At 47.4% G+C, this 22,652-nt stretch carries 23 protein-coding genes; 7 read left to right on the top strand and 16 right to left on the bottom strand.

Annotation, left to right across the window (positions count from 1 at the left end):
* Nucleotides 1-55 precede the first annotated feature (55 nt).
* From QNN88_RS10185 to QNN88_RS10255, 15 genes are read right to left on the bottom strand one after another with little or no spacing between them, the layout of a single operon-like run.
* Complete coding sequence (locus QNN88_RS10185) at nt 56-1,108, bottom strand: TyeA family type III secretion system gatekeeper subunit (RefSeq protein ID WP_414240111.1); 1,053 nt, start codon at nt 1,106-1,108, stop codon at nt 56-58.
* The gene (locus tag QNN88_RS10190; RefSeq protein WP_414240112.1) at nt 1,095-1,817 is read right to left on the bottom strand and encodes a hypothetical protein; all 723 of its coding nucleotides are present in this window, start codon (nt 1,815-1,817) and stop codon (nt 1,095-1,097) included. The genes QNN88_RS10185 and QNN88_RS10190 overlap by 14 nt, the downstream gene beginning before the upstream one ends.
* Before the next feature lies 1 nt (nt 1,818).
* On the bottom strand, nt 1,819-2,412 hold the full coding sequence (locus tag QNN88_RS10195) for a type III secretion system domain-containing protein (RefSeq protein ID WP_414240113.1): 594 nt from the start codon (nt 2,410-2,412) through the stop codon (nt 1,819-1,821).
* A 2-nt stretch (nt 2,413-2,414) separates the two neighbouring features.
* Nucleotides 2,415-3,158: a type III secretion system inner membrane ring lipoprotein SctJ gene (gene sctJ, locus QNN88_RS10200; protein WP_414240114.1), complete on the bottom strand. Its 744-nt coding sequence runs from the start codon at nt 3,156-3,158 to the stop codon at nt 2,415-2,417.
* A complete protein-coding gene (gene sctI, locus QNN88_RS10205; RefSeq protein ID WP_414240115.1) occupies nt 3,155-3,523 on the bottom strand; it encodes a type III secretion system inner rod subunit SctI in 369 nt (122 codons plus the stop codon). Before sctI ends, sctJ begins: the two co-directional genes overlap by 4 nt.
* 16 nt (nt 3,524-3,539) lie before the next feature.
* The gene (locus tag QNN88_RS10210; RefSeq protein WP_414240116.1) at nt 3,540-3,782 is read right to left on the bottom strand and encodes a hypothetical protein; all 243 of its coding nucleotides are present in this window, start codon (nt 3,780-3,782) and stop codon (nt 3,540-3,542) included.
* Entirely contained in the window at nt 3,782-3,997 is a 216-nt protein-coding gene (gene sctF / locus QNN88_RS10215) for a type III secretion system needle filament subunit SctF (RefSeq protein WP_414240117.1), read from the bottom strand. The genes QNN88_RS10210 and sctF overlap by 1 nt, the downstream gene beginning before the upstream one ends.
* A 59-nt stretch (nt 3,998-4,056) precedes the next feature.
* The gene (locus QNN88_RS10220) at nt 4,057-4,785 is read right to left on the bottom strand and encodes a hypothetical protein (protein WP_414240118.1); all 729 of its coding nucleotides are present in this window, start codon (nt 4,783-4,785) and stop codon (nt 4,057-4,059) included.
* Between the two features lie 23 nt (nt 4,786-4,808).
* Entirely contained in the window at nt 4,809-5,579 is a 771-nt protein-coding gene (locus QNN88_RS10225; protein WP_414240119.1) for a hypothetical protein, read from the bottom strand.
* A 21-nt stretch (nt 5,580-5,600) separates the two neighbouring features.
* Nucleotides 5,601-6,185: a hypothetical protein gene (locus QNN88_RS10230; protein WP_414240120.1), complete on the bottom strand. Its 585-nt coding sequence runs from the start codon at nt 6,183-6,185 to the stop codon at nt 5,601-5,603.
* 29 nt (nt 6,186-6,214) lie between these two features.
* Complete coding sequence (locus tag QNN88_RS10235; protein WP_414240121.1) at nt 6,215-6,568, bottom strand: hypothetical protein; 354 nt, start codon at nt 6,566-6,568, stop codon at nt 6,215-6,217.
* Nucleotides 6,569-6,610: 42 nt separating this feature from the next.
* A complete protein-coding gene (locus QNN88_RS10240; RefSeq protein ID WP_414240122.1) occupies nt 6,611-6,841 on the bottom strand; it encodes a hypothetical protein in 231 nt (76 codons plus the stop codon).
* 1 nt (nt 6,842) lies between these two features.
* Nucleotides 6,843-8,099 (bottom strand): type III secretion system inner membrane ring subunit SctD, encoded by a 1,257-nt coding sequence (gene sctD, locus QNN88_RS10245; RefSeq protein WP_414240123.1) that lies wholly within the window; start codon nt 8,097-8,099, stop codon nt 6,843-6,845.
* A gap of 10 nt (nt 8,100-8,109) precedes the next feature.
* Nucleotides 8,110-9,624, bottom strand: a complete 1,515-nt coding sequence (locus QNN88_RS10250) for an EscC/YscC/HrcC family type III secretion system outer membrane ring protein (protein ID WP_414240124.1) — start codon at nt 9,622-9,624, stop codon at nt 8,110-8,112.
* Nucleotides 9,621-10,055: a hypothetical protein gene (locus QNN88_RS10255; protein ID WP_414240125.1), complete on the bottom strand. Its 435-nt coding sequence runs from the start codon at nt 10,053-10,055 to the stop codon at nt 9,621-9,623. The genes QNN88_RS10250 and QNN88_RS10255 overlap by 4 nt, the downstream gene beginning before the upstream one ends.
* 235 nt (nt 10,056-10,290) lie before the next feature.
* Between QNN88_RS10255 and QNN88_RS10260 the strand changes: the two genes are divergently transcribed.
* The 6 genes from QNN88_RS10260 to QNN88_RS10285 all read left to right on the top strand — a co-directional run bounded on the left by QNN88_RS10260 (nt 10,291) and on the right by QNN88_RS10285 (nt 19,033).
* Entirely contained in the window at nt 10,291-12,204 is a 1,914-nt protein-coding gene (locus tag QNN88_RS10260; RefSeq protein WP_414240126.1) for a Tir intimin-binding domain-containing protein, read from the top strand.
* A 102-nt stretch (nt 12,205-12,306) separates the two neighbouring features.
* A complete protein-coding gene (locus tag QNN88_RS10265; RefSeq protein ID WP_414240127.1) occupies nt 12,307-13,677 on the top strand; it encodes a hypothetical protein in 1,371 nt (456 codons plus the stop codon).
* A 135-nt stretch (nt 13,678-13,812) separates the two neighbouring features.
* On the top strand, nt 13,813-14,664 hold the full coding sequence (locus QNN88_RS10270; RefSeq protein WP_414240128.1) for a hypothetical protein: 852 nt from the start codon (nt 13,813-13,815) through the stop codon (nt 14,662-14,664).
* Between the two features lie 139 nt (nt 14,665-14,803).
* Complete coding sequence (locus QNN88_RS10275) at nt 14,804-17,299, top strand: hypothetical protein (protein ID WP_414240129.1); 2,496 nt, start codon at nt 14,804-14,806, stop codon at nt 17,297-17,299.
* Between the two features lie 202 nt (nt 17,300-17,501).
* Nucleotides 17,502-18,242, top strand: a complete 741-nt coding sequence (locus QNN88_RS10280; protein ID WP_414240130.1) for a hypothetical protein — start codon at nt 17,502-17,504, stop codon at nt 18,240-18,242.
* Nucleotides 18,243-18,346: 104 nt separating this feature from the next.
* Complete coding sequence (locus tag QNN88_RS10285; RefSeq protein WP_414240131.1) at nt 18,347-19,033, top strand: hypothetical protein; 687 nt, start codon at nt 18,347-18,349, stop codon at nt 19,031-19,033.
* Nucleotides 19,034-19,098: 65 nt separating this feature from the next.
* Here the strand turns inward: QNN88_RS10285 and QNN88_RS10290 are convergent, their stop codons facing one another.
* Complete coding sequence (locus tag QNN88_RS10290; RefSeq protein ID WP_414240132.1) at nt 19,099-19,734, bottom strand: hypothetical protein; 636 nt, start codon at nt 19,732-19,734, stop codon at nt 19,099-19,101.
* Between the two features lie 439 nt (nt 19,735-20,173).
* Here QNN88_RS10290 and QNN88_RS10295 point away from each other — a divergent pair, with 439 nt between their 5' ends.
* Entirely contained in the window at nt 20,174-22,603 is a 2,430-nt protein-coding gene (locus QNN88_RS10295) for an inverse autotransporter beta domain-containing protein (protein WP_414240133.1), read from the top strand.
* Nucleotides 22,604-22,652 lie beyond the last annotated feature (49 nt).

The following is a 22,652-nucleotide window of genomic DNA, read 5'->3' on the forward strand; positions in this document are numbered from 1 at the left end:
TTATCTGTAAATCCATCGCTGACTCGCCAATTTCTTTTTAAAACGCCAAAATAATTCAAGAGCTTAACTGATAGATATACTCTTCCAGCGTTTCGGTTAACTGCTTACGTTGTTGTGCATCCAGGAAACATATGTCAGGCAAAAATTTGAGGACCTCATTAAGGCGGATCAAATACAAAACCTGTTTATGTTCATTAACATTTAACTGCTGTAAACGATTCGCTAACCACTCCGGGTACATCCAGCGCTGTTCGATAAGAAGCAATATTTCACTCAACGCCTCATCCTGGGTAATTCCAACCACATTAGCTAATCGTGCTGCGGTTTCCTCCATGCCCAAAAATATCAGCAGCTTTTTTAAATCCCTTAGCGTGGAAACCAGACGAGCGCCGACTGAAGCAGACTGTCCGGACGCCAGATCAAAAGCAAAAGTATGAATGAGTACGCGAATACGGCGACGTCGGTCGGACCATGCTTTAAGTGTATTAAACCATTGCCAGACCCCTTCCGGATTTTCTTCCTCATCGGGCCGATGCTGTTTGCGTACGATACGCTGCATGGTTTGCATGACAGAGGAATCAACGCTTCCCAGTTCGATGTCGGCAAACATCGACAATGCCCAGTCTTCGTTTTCAGCCAACAGTTCTTCTAACTGTGACAGCAGCTTTTTACGCCGTTTGCTCCCAACGGGCAAAGCATGTGCGCCTGCCGCCATCAATAATGCGGCGTCATTAAGATTGATATCCCCCTGACGATAGAGATTATGCAGATTATCCAGTAGGTCCGTATTGCCGCCGATCAGGCTGTCCAGCTTATCCCCAGCCACCTGTTCTGCCAGCAGCGCCAGCATTTCATCGCGATCAATTTTTTCATCTTCACTGCCGGGCGCTCGCTGAGATTTTCCTTTCAGGCGGTTGCCAAGCACCAGGCTCATGTCTTCCAGCGTGTCCTGCAGGGCGACATCCTGCATATCGCTAAGCGCCGCTTCAATTTCATCGGCAGCAGACAGTGAACGCATTTCCTGACGCGTTTCAATCTTTCTTTCTATTTCTTCACGTGTCTGGCCGTGCCAAAGCGCGGTTGGCTGAACTGAATTAATTCTGTTCATAATCATCAACAGCCTTCATCGGCAGAGTGGTCATGGGCTGATGGCGTAACTGCGATACCAGTTGTTCCAGCTCTGTCTGCATATCGATAGTGATCTGAACCAACGCGTTCCCGAGTCTGGCCTGTCCCTCTGTGAGGGTTGGATCGACCACGGTCTGCAGCGCAAGCAACGCTTTATTCGCTGACCGCTGTTGGCTTGCAAGAAACGCCTCTACCGACGCGGGCGTGGGAAGTGCCAGGGTCAAATTCGTTTCATTTTTCAGTTGGCTGAGTACCGGCTTTATGCGCTGGTGCAACATCGCTTGCCAGTCAGCCTCGCCGCCCCATGCCTGCAAGATCTCTGCGGCCCACGTCTGGGCTTTCATCATGGCAGTCTGGAAAAGTTGCTGCTCCATATCCTGTTCTTCAACTAACCAACTGACAGTTTCAGAGAGCAGCTTTTCGCGACACTGCCTGTTCGCCTGCTCGAACTGAATTTGCTGGCGCTCTCGTTCTTCAGCCGCTCGTTTCTGAGCGTCTAGCATTAATTGGCTGTTACGTTTTCTGGCATTCCTGATCGTCCGTGCCGCCAGGCTTCGGGCTTTACGTATTTCTTTATCTACGCCAACCCACTGCTTCAGTGTGTCGGGAGAAACCAGTTGCGCCTCAGGCTCTGGAGAATAAGCAATCGTCTCTACCGGCAGGCCAAAGAAATATTTTTCATTTTTCATGTTAAATAAACCTCGCTATGCGCCCGATCTTTGACTGTAGCTTGTCCAGGTCCGCCTGTTCAGGCGAGACATCGCCTGCGTGAGTATCAACACACGGTAAGACAGGCATGATCAACCGCCCTACCCAGTCATCTTTTGTGAGCAGCGAAAATAATTGTGTTCCGGTCTTATACGCGACGTCGGATAACCGATCGGGTTCAACAGCCGGTTCGTCATCTCCCCCCTGCCATAACGCAAAGATCTGATTAAAGGTGACTTCTCCGAGCAGGCCGATCAACGGACGACGATAGTGCCCCAGCATAAAATAATCAGAACAGTTAAGCTCCAGCAGGCCTAGCGCGATAACAATCATAGGCAGCTTGGGTAACCATCTGACCCACTGGCGCTGCAATGACGTTAACGACCCCTGACCCGGCCATGACCAGCCTAAGCGTGTCCGCAGCTGGCGATCGATTTCCGGGCGCAACGCAGGATGCGCCAGATAATCTTCGCGCCAGTTTGCCAGCCCGCTCAGGTGCCAGTGCTGTTCATGAATATATCCACCAGGGCGCATGAATAGCCGATAAAGGCTGACATACTCTTTATCGTCAGACATGTTTACCCCTCAGATCGTGCTTTTCGCCATTTCATCACTTTATTGACCAGCAAAAATACGAAGAAAACAATCCATGCCAGCGCGACTAACGCAACGATGATCCAATAGCTGTAGAGCTTAATAAGATCTTTGATGCTGGTCTTTGCCACCGCGGTTTTGTCACTGGTCAGATAATGGACCGGCTGCAAGACAATACTGATCTTGTCATAGTCCAGGTCGGGAATACTGTCATGTACCAGCCCTTTAATCTGCGTAATCGAATTCTGCAAATTGTTTTCCGGCGAATATTTAATAAAGACCGACACAGAAGACAATGTGGCATCAGACGCATCATCGGTTGAGAACGGCTGGGCAATCACCACACGACTGGAAATCACCCCGTCCATATCAGACAGCATTCTCTCAAGCCCCTGTTCTTTCAGATAGACGAGTTTACTTAACTCCTGACCAGGTGAAGTGACAAGCTGATCGCTGGGAAATACATCTTCAACATTACGATACTTTTTCTGCGGATAACCGTGCAACCGCAAGATTTCTACCGCGCTGACAAAGTCATCTTTATCAATTGAGATCGTAAACTGCCCATCTTTATTGACCTGTTTTTCAACATCAATATGTTGAGCCATCAGCAATACTGCCATCTGGTTTGCTTCGTCCTGCGACAAGTTGCTGTACAACTCAGATTTACAACCACACAATAAAACAGCGAACACCAGAGGACTGAAAAATTTAAAAAAACGTATCATTGCATTGTCGTCAGTTTATTCACTGCCTGAGAAAATTGTCCCGCCACTTTCGCTGTTAAATCCAGAGAAAAAGACAGATTAAAAAGTTGATACTGCGTATCCAGTAAGCCCGTCACCGCTTCTGTTTTTTTGCCGCTCATGTCATCCGTTCCCGCAACAGAACTCACCTTCTGCATGGCGTCTGTAAACATCGCATGTTGCTGCTGAACCGCATTCACCATATTTTCTTCCGGAACCCCTTTGGCACCGGCCATCATCGTTTTAAAGGCTTCTACCTCGTGAACATCGGGCATTGTTGCCTGCGCCTGAATGTCAGTGGCGGGCAACGATTGCAACGTTGCACCAGAAATGGCTGATACATCCATAAAAATACCTTCGCGTTTAAAGTAAAAAATGAACTAATTTGTCCTGCAACTCCGTTGGCAACATCATATTCGAGGCGGCAAAACCTGATGCATCCTGCATCAGGAGAAAATAAAGCGCTTCGCATAAATGCCGGTCCTGAATATCAGAAATCAACAGTGGCAGGACATGAAAAATGGTTTCTGCTTCACGGTGCATGTTGTTTTGTGCTGCCATGACCATGCAGTCAACCATGAGCGTTTTTAATGTACTGTCCATCATTAGATCTTCGATGTAATACCGGATAACAGATCTTTGAACATTTTAATCATGGAACTGTCGAGCTGAACTGCCGTTGAATACTGCTGGGTCCACTCCTGAATACGAAGCATATCAACAGGGTTATTAATTGCCGCCAAAGACATATTGCTCTGAACATTGTTCCAGCTACTCTGCGCATTTTGCGCAAGCTGGGTATTAACGCCTTCAAGACTCATAATTGATTTTCCGTTTATTTTTGCTGATAGCGGCCCCTGTGGGAGCGAGCCGCAAAGAGTTACGCAGCGCCTGGTGTTGACGCTTTATTCATATTGATGATGCCTTCACCCAGAGCCCTCACCAGACCTTTAAGATCGCCGGAGGTTTCTTTTCCCTGATCCTGGTAGCGCTTCGCATCGCTTAAGGAGTTGCTGCTACTGCTCTTATCCAGATCGGCAACTGAGTCGTCTTTTTTCGCACCCGAGCCAACAATGCTGCTGCCAATGCTAAACGGAGAGCTGAACAATCCGCCCACCGCTTCACCACTTTGGCCCAGAATGCCCAGGTTGCTGTGCGGGTTCAGCTTCTTCTCATTCGCCGCCATAAAGTGATTCAGATCGTCACCAGACAGGTTTTCGGCCGTTTCCAGCACGGATTTACGCGCGCTGCGCTCCGCCTTACCAATCCCCTTAGATGCCGCATGCCCGCCAAACGAGCAGCCCATAGAGACAATCCCGCCCAGCACATCGCCAGCACCAGACAACAGTGAAGATTTCATTGTCTTACTGGCAGACTCACGCTGATGCTCGAAAGAACCAACCTGGAGATTCCAGGAATTCACTTCTTGTGTATTGGACTGGCTCAGCTCGGTATTGCGAACTTCGCACATGGTGTCGAACAGTTTCGCAATGGTAGCCTTGATCGCTGCGTTCATTTCGACAGGGGTCATGCCGGCCTGGTCGTTACTGGTACTTTGTGCCACAGCACTGGTACTGGACGCACTGTTACTGTTAATTGCTGTCGTCATTTTTTTGTCCCCACAATGAGTAATTAAACTGCACTCATAATATGCGCTTGCATATTGCCAATCGTATTAATGGTGCTTTGTACGTTTTTACGCATATCGACATTTTTATCCACTTGAGCTTTGATATTATCTTGCTCGTCTTTCTTCATGTTTTCAGTCATAGTGAAGTTAGCGGAAATTAGGTCGATATTATTTTCGAGATTATCGATGGCATTTTTAATCTTGCCGGTCTGGATTTTGAAAACACCGTCGCCAATGCCGTTCAGACCGCCGCTCACGCCGTTAATGACCGCAGTACGTTTGGCGAATTTCTTCGCCTCACTGGCCACCACCTTCATCGCCGGGCGCTTAGCGGCGCTGCTTCCCTTGATAGCTTTTTTCGCCCCACCCGCAACACGCTTCATTGGCTTAGCGGCACCCATATGGCGCAGCAAGCCACCGGTCGCTTTGTGCAGGCCTTTGTTGATGGCTTTGCTAATGCCTTTTCTCGCCGCTTTAGCAAGGTGTTTCACCGGGCGGATAATGGTCATCACCAGGTTAATCACATGGGCGAAAATACTGACGATGGCGTGAAGAATACGATGGCGCTGCTCTTTCTTGTATTCCTCTTCATTTTTCTGCTGATTATCGAGCGCATCCTGCTGCTGCTGTTTAATCCCAGAAATTTCACCCTGGTTCTGAATCGTCTGACTCTGTACGGAGAGCAGCATATTCAGGCGATTGGCGCCCTTGATTTTTAATAAATCAAGGGCTGTGTTGTGCCCACTGGTGGTGGGAGTAAATTTAATTTGCATATTCATAAACTCCTGAAGTAGTTACTTGAAGTTCGAAATAATTTGTGAAATTACCTGGTTTTCTTTGGACATCGTCTGACTGATTGCAGTAATCAACTGAGTTAAATCTTGCAAAATAATCTGCACACCCAATTGATATTTACTACTGGAATCTGAACATGAGGTAGCCATGATATCAAATTGTCCTTTGATAGCCTGTAATTGCCCTTCGTTAAACCCTTGACCATATTGAATTTTACTAAATGTGCCGTTTTCACCTCCATCTGTAACGCCTGCGATAACAATCTCGTTATTATTAATAAAATCAACCACATCATCAGGTAATGCTGCGGTAGTATTCGGGTCGTTACTGGAATTCACGCTATTCTGCAAATTGACCAATACTTCATTGGTCTCATTTGACATTTTTTGGTATTCAAGCTCCTGCTGCGTTACCGTGTTGTAATCACCACCAATAATCTGAAACAGCCCCTTGACTGCCTGCGAACGCTGAACTTCTTCCATTTCGATTTGCGTAAATACGCTCACATCAGAAGTCGCTCCAACATTTGCTCCCGTAGATGTACTATATAATTGTCCTGTAGCGGATGAGATTGTCTCAGCCATAGCATTAAACCCTCTTAATTTTTGAAAATTTAGATATACATCTTTGTCGATGCCTTTTTCCTCAGCGTTGTAATCTGAGATTTTGGCTCATTTTTATTAGCAGCATTCATATCGACATTTCCGCCTTCAATCATGCGTGATAATAAATTGTGCTGGGCTTTCATTTGCTCAAGCTGAGCAGCAACTTCAGACATGTTGCGTATTAACATGTCGCCATGCTGGCTCTCAAATTCAAACAATTGACGAGCGACATCGGGTTCACGTTTAGCGCGCTCATTCAGCTCATCATATCTTTTCTTCAGATTTTCAAAACGTTCCATTTCGCTAAGCAACGCATAGCGCTCACGCTCAAAGTTGACGACTAAAGAGTCCATATCATTCATAGCCATATTCTCTAAGTATTTAAATTCTGTTGACCGTTCTGTTTAACGGCTTGGGAAATTCTTTTGTGACATATTGTCTATCACTCGGGCAGTCGATAATAATGCCCGAGCGAGTGCGTCACGATGTTCAGCCGGAAACGTGTGTTGCTTTTCCAGTGCTTTATTAATTCGCGAAATGAATTCCAGACGGTACTCGCCGTTTTTGTCTCGTGCTAATAATTCGGCATTGACGGACAGATTTCCGCCAATACGCTTCGGTGTAAAATTATCCATCTCAGAGCCCTAAGGGTAAGTGTAAAAGCTCGCCGCGTTTTGACAGTTCAATACCGTTTTCACCATCAATATTGACTATCTGGTATCCACCGGGCAGCACAGCCCCTTTTTGCAATCGGGAACCATCTTCAAGAATGACATAAGGAAAATCACTATTTCCCCCGACGCTTGCCACTGGCGCAGGCAAAATGCCCATGGCGCTCGCATTGGTGCTGATATTCTGATAAACAATCTCTTGCGTCCCCGGAAACTTACGCATATGGGTACGAAAAATTTCGTTTAACACATCCCGGTTCTGTGCGCTCAAATGGCCGCTGACCACAATGCGATCGTCAATGCGTTGAATACTCAGCATTGACAGTAATTCCGAACTACGTAGGGCATCAATTAACGCTTCCAGCTCTTTGTCATTGGTTGATTTCACCGACCAGGAACGAAGGCCATGCATGTCATTTAACAGATTAACGACCTGCTTCCAGCGCGCATCCTCTTCAATCTGACCGCTAATTACCACCTTACCGGGCGCGTTATCCATATAGACAAATACCCGATCAAAGCCATTAAGTTGCAACACATCGAGAACGTTTTGCACCAGACGATCGTTACAGACGACGTCCAGAACATAATTCACTTTATTGGCCTTTAAAAAATCGAGCACCGGTTGGAGCTGAATTTCTTTTTTACACTCGCCGCTGACTTCAACCACGCCATCGTTCTGCCAGTTAAATTTAACCCCGGGCATCACCCGCTGGCGGTCAAATTCAATAATTTTCTTTTGTACATCAGCGAAAGAAAGCGTCGTGGCATTATCAGCTTGTGCGTTTTCAATCAAATATCCCACGCCGCTCAAGAGGACAACACTCGCGGCCATCAGCACAGAAAACGCGATGGTCGTCAATTTGCTCTTCACAGGCTGTGCCTGAGCCGGATTTTGCCGGGGAGTGAGGGCAACTGCGCTTAACTCACTTTCCGGCTCGCCCAATACAAACTGTACGCCGTCAATGTCCAGATCGTCCTGAAGCGGCAGCGTTTCTCCCACCTCAATGCTACGCGCTACCCCCTTACACCAGAGCGATGTTTTCTGTTTTAAACAAACGCCATCAGCGCCGATATCGAAAACGATCGCGTGGTCTTCGCTGCTTCCGGGGATCCAGACATCGCAATCACCGCTGCCAATACTGAATTCGCCTTCACGAAGTAAAAGCTCCCGCCCCACCAGAGGTTTACTAAGAAAGCGGAGTTTAAATAGGTAATCCATGCCGCGACTCTCAGATTTTCAAAGGTACTGCTTTAATTAAAAATAAACGGACCGTTTGTACTTTGGTTGTTTCTTTGCTTTTAAATAAATTCCCCACCAGATAAATATCACCGAGGACAGGGATCTTACGTTCGGTCACAATATCCTGATCCTGAACGAAACCACCCAATAATAAGCTTTGGCCACTTTTCAGCGTTGCCTGGGTATCAATCTCCGAATTCTGCACCTGCGGCATGCCATTCGACCCTGTCGCAGAAGAGGACTGCTGCTGGCTGCCATCCTGAATACTTAACTGCAGCAGCACTTCAGAGGCCGTACTGCCGTCATTTTTCAGCACACGCGGCGTCACCTGCATCAACGTACCGCTAGTGACAGACGCCAGCTGCGCCACTTTTTCGCCCACCAGTTTGGTATAGAAAGTCGTATTCTTATCCAGCACCGCCTGGACGTTATTCAGCGTGACAACGGAAGGCTGCGACAGGATCTTCGCTTCGGATTTTTGCTCAAGCGCGCTCACTCTAACCATAAAGTCACTGGCATTAGAGATGACCGATGTGGCATAACCGCCGCTGCTTCCCAGATTTGAATTAACCTGTAAGTTCATCCCGCCAATACTCGCATTGGCTGACCAGTCCACACCCAGCGCTCCCAGATCCTGGGCGTTTACGTCAATAATGGAGACCGTGATTTCAATCGCATCCTGCCTATGATCCAACTGCTCAATTAAGCGTTGATACATCGGCATGTTGGCGTCTTTATCTCTTACCACCACGGCATTCTGTCGCGGGTCAGCAGAAAATGTCGGTCCGTTATTTGTTGTCGTTTGCTGTGCCGCGTTGAACTGGGTCGGGGTCGCGCCGCTATTCACCGTTTGCGAATCATTCATTTCACGCAATACGGTAACCACGCCGGGAATCACCACGCTCTGGTCGCGGTACTGATACGTCACGTCCGTCGCAGAGGCAAATTTCAGCGGGAAAACCTGTACGTTTTCTTTTTGCTGATCGACCTGAGCGGTATTTCGCGACGCAATGCTGAGCTGACTGGCAATATCCGTAATGTGCTTAATGCACTCCGGAACACCATAAATTTCAAATGACTGCGAGATGCCAATTTGACGCAACTGGCAGACGCCAGGCGCCAGAACGCCGGCCTGAGCCACATATTGTTTCAACTGCTCGCGCGCGTCGAATTCTGGGGTAATAACGGAAGAGACCACTTCGTTATTTTTATAGACATAAAGGGCTTTACCGTCGAAATACCAGACCAGATTATATGTCCGCGCCAGCATTTCCAGCTGCTGCGCTGGCGGGCGCTGTTCAAAACGACCAATAAAAACATCATTAATCAGTGGGCTGGTAATCACCGGCGTACCGTAGTTTGCGCCAAAATTTTTCAGCAGCTCACTGACCGGCATGCCATGCGTCATGACAAAAAAGGGAGGTCCTTTCCAGTTAAGCGTTGCGGCAACGACGTACTGAAGAGGCATAAAAAGTAAGGCAATAACGAAAACGAAAAATTTCATACAAGACCAAGGGTTGCTATATATGGACGATAACACTCGCTTCCACTTTTCGCTGTTTTCAGTAATCTTTTCTGAAATTGACGCCCCAGCAGGGTAGTGATGGCAATGTGTTCCTGTGTTCGGTGATACAGCTCTTCAATGAGTAATTGTTTCGAAAATCGCTGCGCTAACCACCAGACGTCACATCGCTGTACTACGCCATACTGGTGGGCACTATTGCCCGCTAATAATAATCCGCAATACTTTGCCCAATTAACCTCAATCTCCTTATCAGGGGTCTGGAGTTGAATCATCAACAACCAGAAGTCGCGCTCTTCGATAATGCGTCCGGGTAAAAAACCCACTTCAACACGGTAAACATTACGATTTTCACTGGCATATTCTTGCGCCGTAAAAAAGACATTCGGAATGTCATGCCATGTCGTCGTCATTGGGATCTATTTTTCTGTATGCACTGAATAGTGTAGGAATATCGCAAAATCATCAGAGAGAAACAAGCCAGCTTTTTACACCGACAACAGTCCAATAAAAGACTTGCGTCGTTAAATATTGATGGTCAACTGCTGTTGCTTTGGATTGCAATAATAACCTATTATCCACTGCATTCAACAATACACATATAACATATATGCTGAAATTTATTTCTATATTCGCCAGGAGAAAATTATGACAACATTAAACAATAATATGCAGGTAGCACAGAATATATCACAGGACGTTAAGATCATACTTCCACCGAAAAGAGAACCGCTCTCGGCAAGTCGTTTGGGAACGGTGCGTTGTCGCGAGGAACATCAATCTGCGGATGTTATAGGCAAAAGCCCCGGTACCGTACTTACTGAACTTTTTGCCGAATCGGGTAAAAAAGGCATTGAAAATGCACTGAAAGAGATTGCATCCGATATTTTTAAAAATGATCCAGAGAAAGGTATTGAAAGAACCGCACAAAATCTGGCGATGCTTCAGAACAATGATTTCAATCCAAAGGAACATAAAGTACTGTCTATGGCCGCAATGATGGGCGGCCTGAACGCCGGGTCAGCCAAAAGTGCCATAACGCGCCAAAAGACACAGAGCGCCACTGCCGAAGGAACAGCGGTAACGCAGGATAAGCCACAACAACCAGTCTCCGCTGGGACAACCCAACCTGCCGTTCCGCCAGTTCAGGAGATGGTGCCACAAGCAATCCCTGAGGCCCAGGTAGAGATACAGGAACCGACTTCGTTTACCGAAAGGGTCATTACACACGACGTTCAGAATCGTGCAGAAAGCATTGATAACACAGACAGCAATGACGGTGACATTCTCCCTCCGCCTCTTTCATCCCGGCCAGAAGTAAAAAATGGCGGCATTTATTTGACGCCAAAGCCGTCTGAACATGAGTATGATGAAGTCGCTGGGGATCCGTTGCATGTTGAAACGCAAACGGATGGTGTTTCTACAGATGTAGAAACGCAACCTGATGATATTTCTACGAAAGGTAAAGAACATGAGCATCGTAGCTCCGATCAGAAAGCGCTGCTGGTAGGTTCCTTAATCTCTTTGCTAACCGGGATTATCAGCCTGTCTGTAGGCCTGGTGGAAAAAGGCGAGTCCAGTTCTAATACCGACATCCCTGAAGATCAGATCGAGCAAGCCGATGCCGATCTTTCCGCCCAGATTGACACTTTGCAAACGAATGCGTCTCTCGAGGAACAACTGAGCGAAACCCTGGACAAAGTGGCTACAGCGTGTAACAACGATGCCGCAGAAATGCAGCAGCTTGCGCAGGGGCTGGCAGACAACCTGGATCAGATGGTGAATGAAGGCAGCACCCTTATCTACAACGCCGCGCTGGAGCAAGCCGAAAGCCAGGCCTTCAACGATCCTGAAAACCAGGCGATGACGACAGATGAGTACGGCAATCTGGTACCGACCGGCGAACTGACCGATGCGGCAAAGGCGTCCTGTGAAGCACAAGCTGAAGCGGTAAAAGAGCAGGCCGTGGAGGAAATGACCACCGCAATCAACACTGTTATTGATAACATTAACGAAAAAGCCGATGCGCTCAGTCAGCTTAGTGTCAAAACGGCAAGTGCCAGCGACGAGCTCAGCACTCTGAGTCAGTCCAGCCTCAGTACGGCCGATACGCTGAAAAGCGTACAGAAGACATTTGAGGAGATGAAAAATGCGCAAATCGATCAGCTGAATACTGGTCTGTCGCAGGCGGGTTTCGATGGCACGATGGTCGCGGGTTCCGTTGCCCTGACGCTGGCGGCAGGATTGATCGCGAAATACGGTCTCAATCGCCACCACAACGGTCTCAATAAGCAGACCACTACAGTATTACCTACAGCAGAAGAACTCCGGGTGCATTCAGGAATGAATGACGCTGCTTCTGTCGCAACAGGGGCTGATGCTATTGATCCTCAAAGGGTGGCAGAGATTCAGGCTCGCCCTCTTCCAGAGATCCCTTTTTCAGAATCCGTAGATAACAGCGAGCTCTATAATGTAGATAACAGCGAGCTCTATAATTTAAGCAATACCGAATCCCGGGATGGCGGCTACGACGCTGACTATAACCCATATGAAAATATTTAAGTTTCTTTCAAAGGAATAAAACCATTTTTCGTTTAAAACTTCGCAGGGATGCGAAGTTTTTTATGCCCGCAATATCGACCATGCATTGATCCTAAAAATAATATGAAAATCATTGGCCACCTGCACCGAAATACGGAAGTTCCCCCCACCACCCCGACAATAAATTTGCCTCAGCGCGTGACATTACCTGTCAATTCCGATCCCCAGCGGCGACAAACCGCCAAAAATATTGCGCACGCCAGGCAGTATTCGTTTCTGGAAATCATCAAACTTGTCACGCTATTCGTCTCTGTGATCGGCAGTTTAAGTCTCATTGCCGCCAGGGCATCATCAGACCAGGACCTGGATGCAGAAGAAGAAGCAGAAGACGATATTCAGAACATTGATAACATCGCTGATCTGCCGCCAGCATTACTCTCTTCAGCATCCCAGCCTGAAACGCAAATGCCTGTCGATGACACCAGCCAGGCTGATGTCCAGATGACAACATTCATAACGCCCGCGCATCCTGCTCTCACCGCGCTCACATCTGTAGAGATACCGGCCTGCAGCGACGCCCGGCAAAATGATTCGCGGTCTGGTTACGATACAGATAAACCGTTTTCGTTCGGGCAGCAGAAAGAGGTCGCATGGCCAACGAAAGACGTTAAAACAACGATCTCATGCCGCAACACATTACGATTCAACCCTGCTATCTCTCTGAACATTTCTGAGGGGATTCGTCCGGATAAAACCGGCTCGTGGGGACAATCGGTTTCACTATGCCAGAAGCGCGTGCAGCCAGTGAAAACGTCACAAAACACCACAATCACTCGCAATGCGCTAACAGCGGACGACCTGAAACGACCGCAGCAGTCAGAAAGGACAATGTGTGCTGATTTGCATACAGAAAACAAAATCCCGCAACATGAAACATTAAACTGGCAAATTGCAGTTCAGGCAAAAACCAGAGGCGCTTATGCCGCCTCGTTAAATGCCAGAATACCCCGGAACCCTGGCGCCACATCAGTGCCCGGTAATGTACAGAAATATCGCGCGTTAGCGGCGGCAAGCACTGCGTACAGCAGCGATCCCGACACTGTACCTGCCGCGCCGGGTGCTATTACAGTTTCTGATATACAAGATGCAAAGGCGGTCGTTAAACCGTCAGATAAGCAAAATTGCCCATCCCTGGAGACGGAGGGGGAAAAAACCAGCAGGTTAATTACAGCACCAGAAGACCCCCAGCGTTCCGTTTTTAACTTACCCCGAATTAACATTCCTCTCTCACCTGCGCTACGGACAGATTTGCAGGTATCGATACCCGTTATTAGCGACCCGGAAACACAACTCGTCACACAACGAAAAATGGTCCTCCCCGGATATTTTCGCTCATTTTCGCCCACAGCCTTGGGCTTAGGGCAAATCTCAGGACCTGTTTGCATAAAATTATGCGTCATCTTTATTATATTGACGGTCCTTTTTTATCGCTAATCTCTTGCATATTTTATGCATCAGTAAATTGTCATTTTTGTCAATCGCCCATGATAAAAATGGACTTCATAAGCCAGTTAAAAATGGGCACACTAGGTTTATCAAATAGCCATCATTAAAATTACAGGAATCATTATGCCCGGTTTATCCAGTGTTTCTTATCCTTCAAATCTGACAAATATGGTTAAGAGTGTGCATGACGACATCAAAAGCACCAAAAAACCGCATGTCAGTTTTTCCGATACAAAAACCATCAATCGCGCTGTTTCAGACCATCTTAAGCAGAAAAAAAACTTACAATCTGATGACCTGGAAAAAATTAAAAATTACGTATTTGATTTAATTAAAACCGTCAAAACACAAGGCAGTGATGTCGAGGAAAAGAAAACCGAACAGCTGCATAAGGCGCTGGATAAACTATATGGTCAACCAGGGTTCTCTCATCGTAATTACAAGCGGTATGAAGTAACTCTGAAAAATCAAAAAACACAGGCGGTTATCGATAAAAAACAAGAAGAACTTGATGGCTTGCAGAAAAAATACCACGAAGGCTTGAGTGAATTAACCAATTCGTTAAAGGCTATTAGCGAAAAAGGGAAAACGTCGAACAGTCGAACTGCGCAAGATGACGGCCGAATCGCCGAACGCTGTCTGAGCGGAAATACAGATGTTTCAATGTTAGGACAATTAAAAAATATCTCCAGTAACTTCACAAAGCTCACAACGACGACGTCAGATGAAGGAGGAATATTAGGTGGAGAGCGCGTCTTCGTACAGGCAAAGAAAACCCCGGTTCTGACCGAACGAGGGGAACGCTGGAGAAAACTTGAGGACAAGGCCACCGACCTGAAACAATTGAAGGATCAGATAAGCAAAAACAAAAAGATTATCGCGAAGAATAAAAATGACCTTGCTGAGATCGCTCCCCTTTACCAGGGGTCAAACAATATCAATTCTCGCGAATACCTGAAATTCAAAATTGCATAACTGGTACTGACAGTGTCGGCCGTAGAGAGAATTCTCCCTTACGGCCGCGAATCACACCACGCTGGAGGTTTTGGCTCCGCAGGAAATACCGGGGCATATGACTTCTGGCATAACAAATATTGCCAAATCAGGAGTCACTATGCCCTTCGTTAACAGGCCCATTCCGTTTCACTTCCACACCGCAGGAAACGCGGCAACACTCAATGATGATCCCGCCGCAGCCTCGCGGATTTCAACATCGCCTGAGCATGCCGTTTCACCCGATCTCATGCGAAGCACGCTGCTGCAATATCTTCAGCAACTGAGCAAAGATATGAATATTGAGCATCCGGCCAATGCCCGGCTGCGGGGAAAAATTGAAACCTTTTGCAATAAACTGGCGGAAAGTGAGGATGATGACTCGCCTCTTGCACAGCCTGAACTGCTTGAAGGCGCAAAACTCATGCGGAGTATAAGCAAAAATGTCGCACTTGACGATAAGCGCTATAAAGTCTCCAGCAAACTCCTTTCCCAACATTTACACACCGCCTGGATTGAAAAAGATATCGCCGCGCAGCGGGAAAAACTCGTCAAGGCTAACGCGTATCTCGCTCATCCGGGGAGTTCCACCACGACAACATACACCGTGGGCGGAAATATTGGGACAACGCTGAGACATCATCCGGTAGATCTCTCTCTACAGGCGCAATATACGCGCAGTAATGGGGTCGATTGTGATGACGACGGGATGATTGAAACATCCAGAGATAACGCGTTTCTTGGCGGACTTTCCAGCACCCTGAGAGCCGCAAAAGCCATCACCGCCCGATTAAAAGGTTCGGTTACCCACACGCGCGGCACCAAGGCCGTGAGCTTCAACTGTATGGACGAGTACATAGACGCAATAGGTAGCAAGACAAGATATACTTCTTTACATAGCCGTCTGGGAAAAAAACATTCCGTTCGCTACTTTCAAAATAAATCTTATAACCATCTTGATGAACTGAATAAGTTGCTCACGCAGCATATTCGCCAGCCGGTGGCGTTATCCGGCAACCGGCCACACCAGGATAACACGACCACCAAACGGTCGTCTGGAACTGCATTCAATGGTTCAGCAGGCATGGATGTTGCACTTTCGCCAACCCTCACCGTCGGTGCCGCCGCAAGTTACACCCATGAAAATAAAGACATTTATGTTAATTTGCGTGCCAGTATGGTTGAAGACATTCTGACCAGACCGGGTATGGCGTTCTCTGAACGACTCGAGAAAGTCGAAGCGCTGTACCATAAACCGATGCAACATCTCGGATTTCCGCACGATCCTGAATTCCATCTTGTGGAGGGTAAATACGGTTACGTACCGGCGCAGGAGATCGATCCTGAAACCGCCCACCAGGTGATGAATCAGCTCAGCGGCGTTATTGATATATACTGCCAGGCGGTACGCGGACATGATGCGGGTCATCCACAAAGCACGCAGCTCAAGCATGAACTAGAGGCGCGCTGGGGAGTGGTCGGGCGCTATGGCTTTCTTCAGGGAGCAGAAATCATGCTCGCTTCATTAGCCGACAAAATCAACGTTTCGGCGCTCGCGCAAGAGCAACAGCAGGAGATGAAGAATCGTATCCGTGAAGTTGAAAATAAAATTATCTCGCCTGCATTAAGCTATGACCACAAAAAACTGGATAAACACGTCAAGTTCAATAACCTGCTTAAAGTTGAACTGAATAATAAAACACTGAACATGAAATTCACCGTGGCGAAAACCCTTGGACCTAACAACGGTATCGCCGCTACGGGTGAAATATCCGTTACAATCAAAAAGAACATCACCCGACAACCTAACCGCCTGCGTGCCGGGGAATATAAGGACATTACCTTTGGTCTGGATGTCGGCGTCAGCCTGAATAATCTTCCGGACAATAGCCTGCAGTTGATTGCCAACCAGGCCGGTATCCCGATGCCGCTACTGAAAAGCGCCATCGCCCAAAATATTACTAGCCATGTCAATTTAACCGCAGGCGCCCGGATCATGATTCGCTTCTTCAAGCCCTCTTCTGAGCGGGCGCTTGTAGCGGATAATAGCCATTATGCCCATCAGTTTACCCGTGTATCAGCCGTGGTGACCGGTAGTGCGGGTGTGGATCTTTCTGCATTACCGGTGGGGATGACGAGTACAGTTTCTCAGTCAACAAACCGGGTGGTATTTGAGTCATTAGGCGAGAAGACGCTCAGCTATTTATTAGTCCGCTTTGGTTATGACAAAGGGATCTGGCATAAGGGCGGCATGCAGCATTGGGAAAACTTTGCCTTCACGCATAAAAATTCGATGACTAACATCATGAAAGAGATCGCCACGCCTTCCAGTCACCTGCATGCCGAAGCTAATACCCTGATAGAGGATTATCAGCGTTCGGCCAGCCCCGAAGAATTCGCATCATTGCAGCAAAAATTACCGGATCTATACAAGGCCCTGGAACATGCCGGAGATGATGAAGAAGCATTTTCCCGCGGTATTGACGCCCTGCATACATTATTTGACCTGCAACAACAGGAAACGGGACGGATCTTCAGAGAGGGATTGACACAAAAACCGTTCAAAGAAAGACATATGCTTATGCGTAAAGAGCCAACTGTTAATATTTTCAAGTAACGCGAGTTTTAAAAAACGTAAACATCAAGGTAAACGCTATCACAATCGCGTTTACCTTATTCAATCTCACGCGTCTATTTTTGGCGTTTAATGCGCTATAAGTAGACGCATAGAGTAATAGTACAGCGCATTGTAACTTTGCTATCATATCGAAAAGTTAAATTCAGTTTCAATAAATATTATTTACATCCAGGATATCAAAATGCCGTTTAATAAATTAACGTCCAATCAGCACTTATCGCACCCGCAAAGCAATCAGGTTTTAACACAAAATGAAAGCTATTTGCACTCTCGCCGCAACAGTTCTCAGGTGAGTCCAAAAGGCTGGACTATGGAGATGACCACCCGGACGAAAAAAAGCTTTTTCTCCCGTCCGACCCAGATAAAAGAACTGGTAGTCAAACGAAATGGGCAGGAACATGTCATTAACGTGAGTAAGGTTGTTCGTCAGGTTAAAGAGCGTATCGAGAGTCAAAAAGATTATAAACAATGGCGTAAGGTGGATCAAACCGGCATTAATAACAGCGAGCACTGGAAGGTTACTGAGAAAAAAGCCTACCTTTCCGCCATGGTCAATAAGCAGATAGAGCAGGTGTGTGAAACGCTCCAGGGTAATCTGTCAAAAAGTGACCGACAGGAAATTTTCAACAAAACGCAAAACTTCATTAAAAATACAAAAATGGAAGCTCAACTCTTTCCTGAGGCTGCGAATAGCCTGACGCCTAACACCACCCGGGGGAATAAATACTTAATGAATAAAATTAAGAATGCTACGCAAGATTGCATTCAAGCAGAGAGAAGAGAAATCGAGTCAAAGATCATTGAAACCTGCACACTAGAAGCATTTAAAGAAATGCATCATATTTCTCAAAATGACCTCAACATGTTGCAACGACAGGTCAGCACTAACTCAATCGACAAAATTCACCTTGTGCGTAAGTAGATCCATACAGTTAGTAAAATAAATGACCTGAATCCCACATGTCTGTTCATGCACTTCAGGTCATTATCCACTAAGCATTACTTTTAAATTAAGGATGAAAAATCATGCCAGTAAAAATTTCTGCCAAACCAAATATCTTATTACCTCTGCCGCAAGGGAACCGTGACGCTGAACGCGGAGGGGAGGCCATCAAATCGCGTATTACCCGAACTAAAAGCTTTTTTTCTAAACCGAAAGAAATCAGTGAACTTATCGTCCGGAAAAACGATATGGAGTTTGAAGTCAATGTCACCAAAGCAACAAAAGAGATTATCGCCGCAATTGAGGGTTCTGCGCTTGGCGATCCGAAGGCACTGGAGCGTACCAGAATGCAGGAGAAAGCAGCATTCGTCTCATCTCTGATCAACAAGGAGATTGATCTGGAATGTAGAGCCAATAAATACCCTTTGAAAAGCGCCGATCGAAAGGCTATTTTTAAAAACCTTCAGCAGCAAATTAAAGGCACTCCCTTAGACACCCATCTTAATACAGAAGGCTCCGTCAGCGGTATCGCGGTGGCGGCCAAAAGCACGCCTCACTTGAGTAAAATTATCCATAATGTTTGTTTTGCCATACCGGGAAAATTAGAGCCTCATGAAATTGAGCTTAACAATAGAATTACAGATAACGTGGTGAGTTCGTGCTCCCTGGAAGCTTTCAAAAAGATGTATGATGTTCCACAAAAGCAAATTACCAATCTGCAAAAAGCCACCAGCACGCTAGTTCGAAATCGAATGTTTCCTCTTGAATAAATTCTCTCTCTCATCGTGTTGATCAATCCCGTTTGTCAACGGGATTGATTTTTCGGAAATAAATTTTATTTTTTATCTCGTTTGAGATGATATCTGTCTTGTGCTGAGTCAAACCACCAGGCATCACTTTTGCTGGGTTCCAGAAGCATATAATTCTGATCATCCATCATCACGAACCCCATTTTTTCATACACTTTCTGACAGGTTTCATCGAGCGGGAAAAGCTTAAGCACGCCTTGCTGCTGGTGCTGATAGGATTCATTCACTGCTTTTTCCATTAGCATGCAGCCCACGCCTGAGGAACCCGGATGCGTCACAAGATCCTGGATATAAGGCGTGCTGGAAAAAAAGTTCATATACAGTATGCCGACCGGATTCTCTCCGACTTTTGCAACGAGTGCTTGCCTTTGCTCAAAATGTCCAGAAGTGGCCAGTTTCAGATCTAATAATAAAGAAGTACTATTGAAATGTCGCTCATTCCAGTTGGTTACTTCCTGATCCTGCTCTTTTTTATTGCCATATTCTGGCTTCCAGTTTTCCCGAATATCTTTAGCCATCGTCTCCGCCGCAACAGTTAGCTCAGAATGTGTCGCTGAAATAATATCGACACAATAATCATTGTTTGACGTAGCTGCATCCGGCGTGTGGTTTGTTACTGCTGAATGGGGCGTAGTGGGAGGCGTAATTGCTGAGAATCCCATGTTTATCTCCAGATTTAATAAAGAAGACGCATGCTATCAACAGGAAGGTGATAATGAGAGAGCATTTTTTTACCGTTTACGGTCTGGAATGAGGCTCGCAAAATACAATAGTCTTTCTGGAATCCAATTCAGTAGCAATGCCATTGCAATTAAAGACAACGCCCACTCCATTATTGGACTTAATAATTACATTTATGCGTTTATAATATTTCAAAATGAAAAATTCAGTAAAAAGGCCATCACTGTACCAGACATCAGGTGCAAAACCAGGCCTGGTGCTGGCCTTTTCAGAAATTCGGCATTCCTGTTATTCGTCATAATTCAATCGATGAGATCTTTTATGAACTTTACGTCTTCTTTTTCCCATAAACGGAAACCTCTTTTTCGTCTTGCCGTCTGGTCACAACTTTTTTTACAGGCCCTGTTTCCACTGGTATCAATGATGCCGCATTCTGCGCTGGCGCAGGATGCGGCATTACCGGGGAGTGACACACTTAATAAGGTCGCCACCTCACTTTCCACGGCTGGCACCAGCGGACTCACCGCTCAGGCCGCCTCTGCGGCAACAAGTTATGCCTCATCATCCGCTCAGGACTGGTTGAGTCAGTTTGGCACCGCCCGCGTACAGCTGAATGTTGACGATAGCGGTAACTGGGACAACAGCGCGTTCGATTTTCTGGCGCCGGTGTATGACAACCAGAAAGCGATGCTTTTCACCCAGCTAGGTTTACGCGCACCGGATGGTCGCGTGACGGGAAACGTGGGCATGGGGGTCCGTACGTTTTATACGAAAGACTGGATGTTTGGTGGTAACGTTTTTTTTGATGATGATTTTACAGGGAAAAACCGTCGTGTCGGTGCCGGGCTGGAGGCCTGGACTAACAATGTAAAGTTCTCTGCTAATACCTATCTTGGTACCACCGACTGGCATCAGTCGCGTGATTTTGATGACTATGATGAAAAACCGGCCGATGGCTACGATCTTCGCGCAGAGGGTTACCTCCCCACCTGGCCGCAGCTGGGCGCCAAACTGATGTATGAACAATACTACGGTGAAAATGTCGCGCTGTTTGATAAAGATACTCAGCAAAAAAATCCCTCAGCGGTGACGGTGGGCCTTAACTATACGCCGGTTCCGTTGATCACTGCGGGGGTGGACTATAAGCGCGGTCAGGATTCGATGGATGAAGTCACCGTCGGCGTTAATTTCCGCTACGTGCTGGGAGAATCCTGGCAACAGCAAATCTCCCCGGCGCAAGTGGCTCTCGAACGCAGTCTTGCCGGCAGCCGCACCGATCTGGTCGAACGTAACAATGAAATCGTCCTGCAGTATCAAAAACAGGATAAGCAAAGCGTCAGTAAGCTGAATCTGCAGGTCACGGTCGACAGTAGTCCTGCAGACGGTATCAGTGCTAACCAGGCCCGGGTTATCGCCACGACGCAAAGCGGTGAGCCGGTTCGTAACACAACGATCTCCTGGTCCGTCAGTGGCTCGGCGAAACTCACCAGCTCCTCGACGGTAACCGACAGTAGCGGTGTGGCAAGCGTCAGCTTTACCGATACGCAGAAAGAAAGTGTACAAATTTCTGCCCGCAGCGGCGCAGTCTCCGTCAGCAGCAGCAGTCAGTTTGCGACGCAGGAAACCAGCGGGAAAGTGGCTTTAAAGGTCACCAAAGATAACAGCGCCAGCGATGGTCTGGATGCCGATCATGCTATCGCCACCGTCACCGACAGCAACAACACGCCACTGGCGAACCGAACCATTAGCTGGAGTCTTAGTGGCGGCGGTAAGCTTAAAAATGCACAAACGACTACCGATAAAAATGGCCAGGCCGGGGCTGACTTCACTTCTTCCAAGGCCGGGACTGTGCTTGTAACCGCGGTCGTCGATGGAAACAAAGGTGCCGTACAGGGCCATTTCATTACAGCGGGTAGTACTGAAGTCATCAGCCACTTCAATGTGACCTCTGGCGCGCTGGCCAACGGAACCGCACATAACGTCGCGACCGTGACGGTGGTTGATACCCGTGGTAACCCCGTTGCCAACGCCGATGTTAGCTGGACGACAGATAAGTCAACGGCCGTGTTAACGCCGGGCGGTAAAACTGATGCTAACGGCCAGGCCACGCTGACCATTAGCGATACCAGCGCAGAAGCGGTGAAAATTACCGCTACGGTGGATAACAATTCACAAACGAAGCTCACGGTGTTTAAAGCCGACGCCACCACCGCGACCATCAAAAATCTGGTCGTTAATTCAGGTACCGTGGCGGACAATGTCACTACCACCGTGGCAGCCGTCGTTGTGGTTGATGCGAATGGCAAACCGATGCGCAATGCCGACGTCACCTGGAGCGTAGACGGAAGCGCTAAACTCTCAACGTCCAGCAGTAAAACCGACATCAGCGGTAAAGCCGCCATCACCCTGACCAGTACCAAAGCGGAAACGGTAAATGTCACCGCCAAAGTCAATGACAGCGTACAGACAAAACCCACTACGTTTATTGCGGATGCGACGACGGCAAAGCCGATGAGTTACGCCATGGAAAGGGATGATGCTAATGCGGATGAACTCCCGGGAGACACCGCCAATGTGTTAGTACAGGATGATAACGGCAATCCTGTTCCTGGGGTCACCGTATACTGGCTCCAGGATCACACATCAGTTGATGATTGGGCGGTTAACCCCGTCCCGACGAATAGCACCTCCGTGACCGATTCAAGTGGCCACGCCTATATGAGGATCCTTGGTAAGGCAGAGACTGACGCAACGCCAGGACAGCACCCTGCCAAACTTGATGCACGCGTCACCACAAGCAAGTATGACACCGTACTCGAAATAGACATGACTTTTGTAGTTGCTGCTTAACGTCTGTATTAGCCGGTAAAAATCAGCAGACGATACAAAGGGTATATCC

The organism is Citrobacter sp. ANG330 (assembly GCF_047467925.1).
GTDB classification, from domain to species: Bacteria; Pseudomonadota; Gammaproteobacteria; order Enterobacterales; family Enterobacteriaceae; genus Citrobacter_A; species Citrobacter_A amalonaticus_G.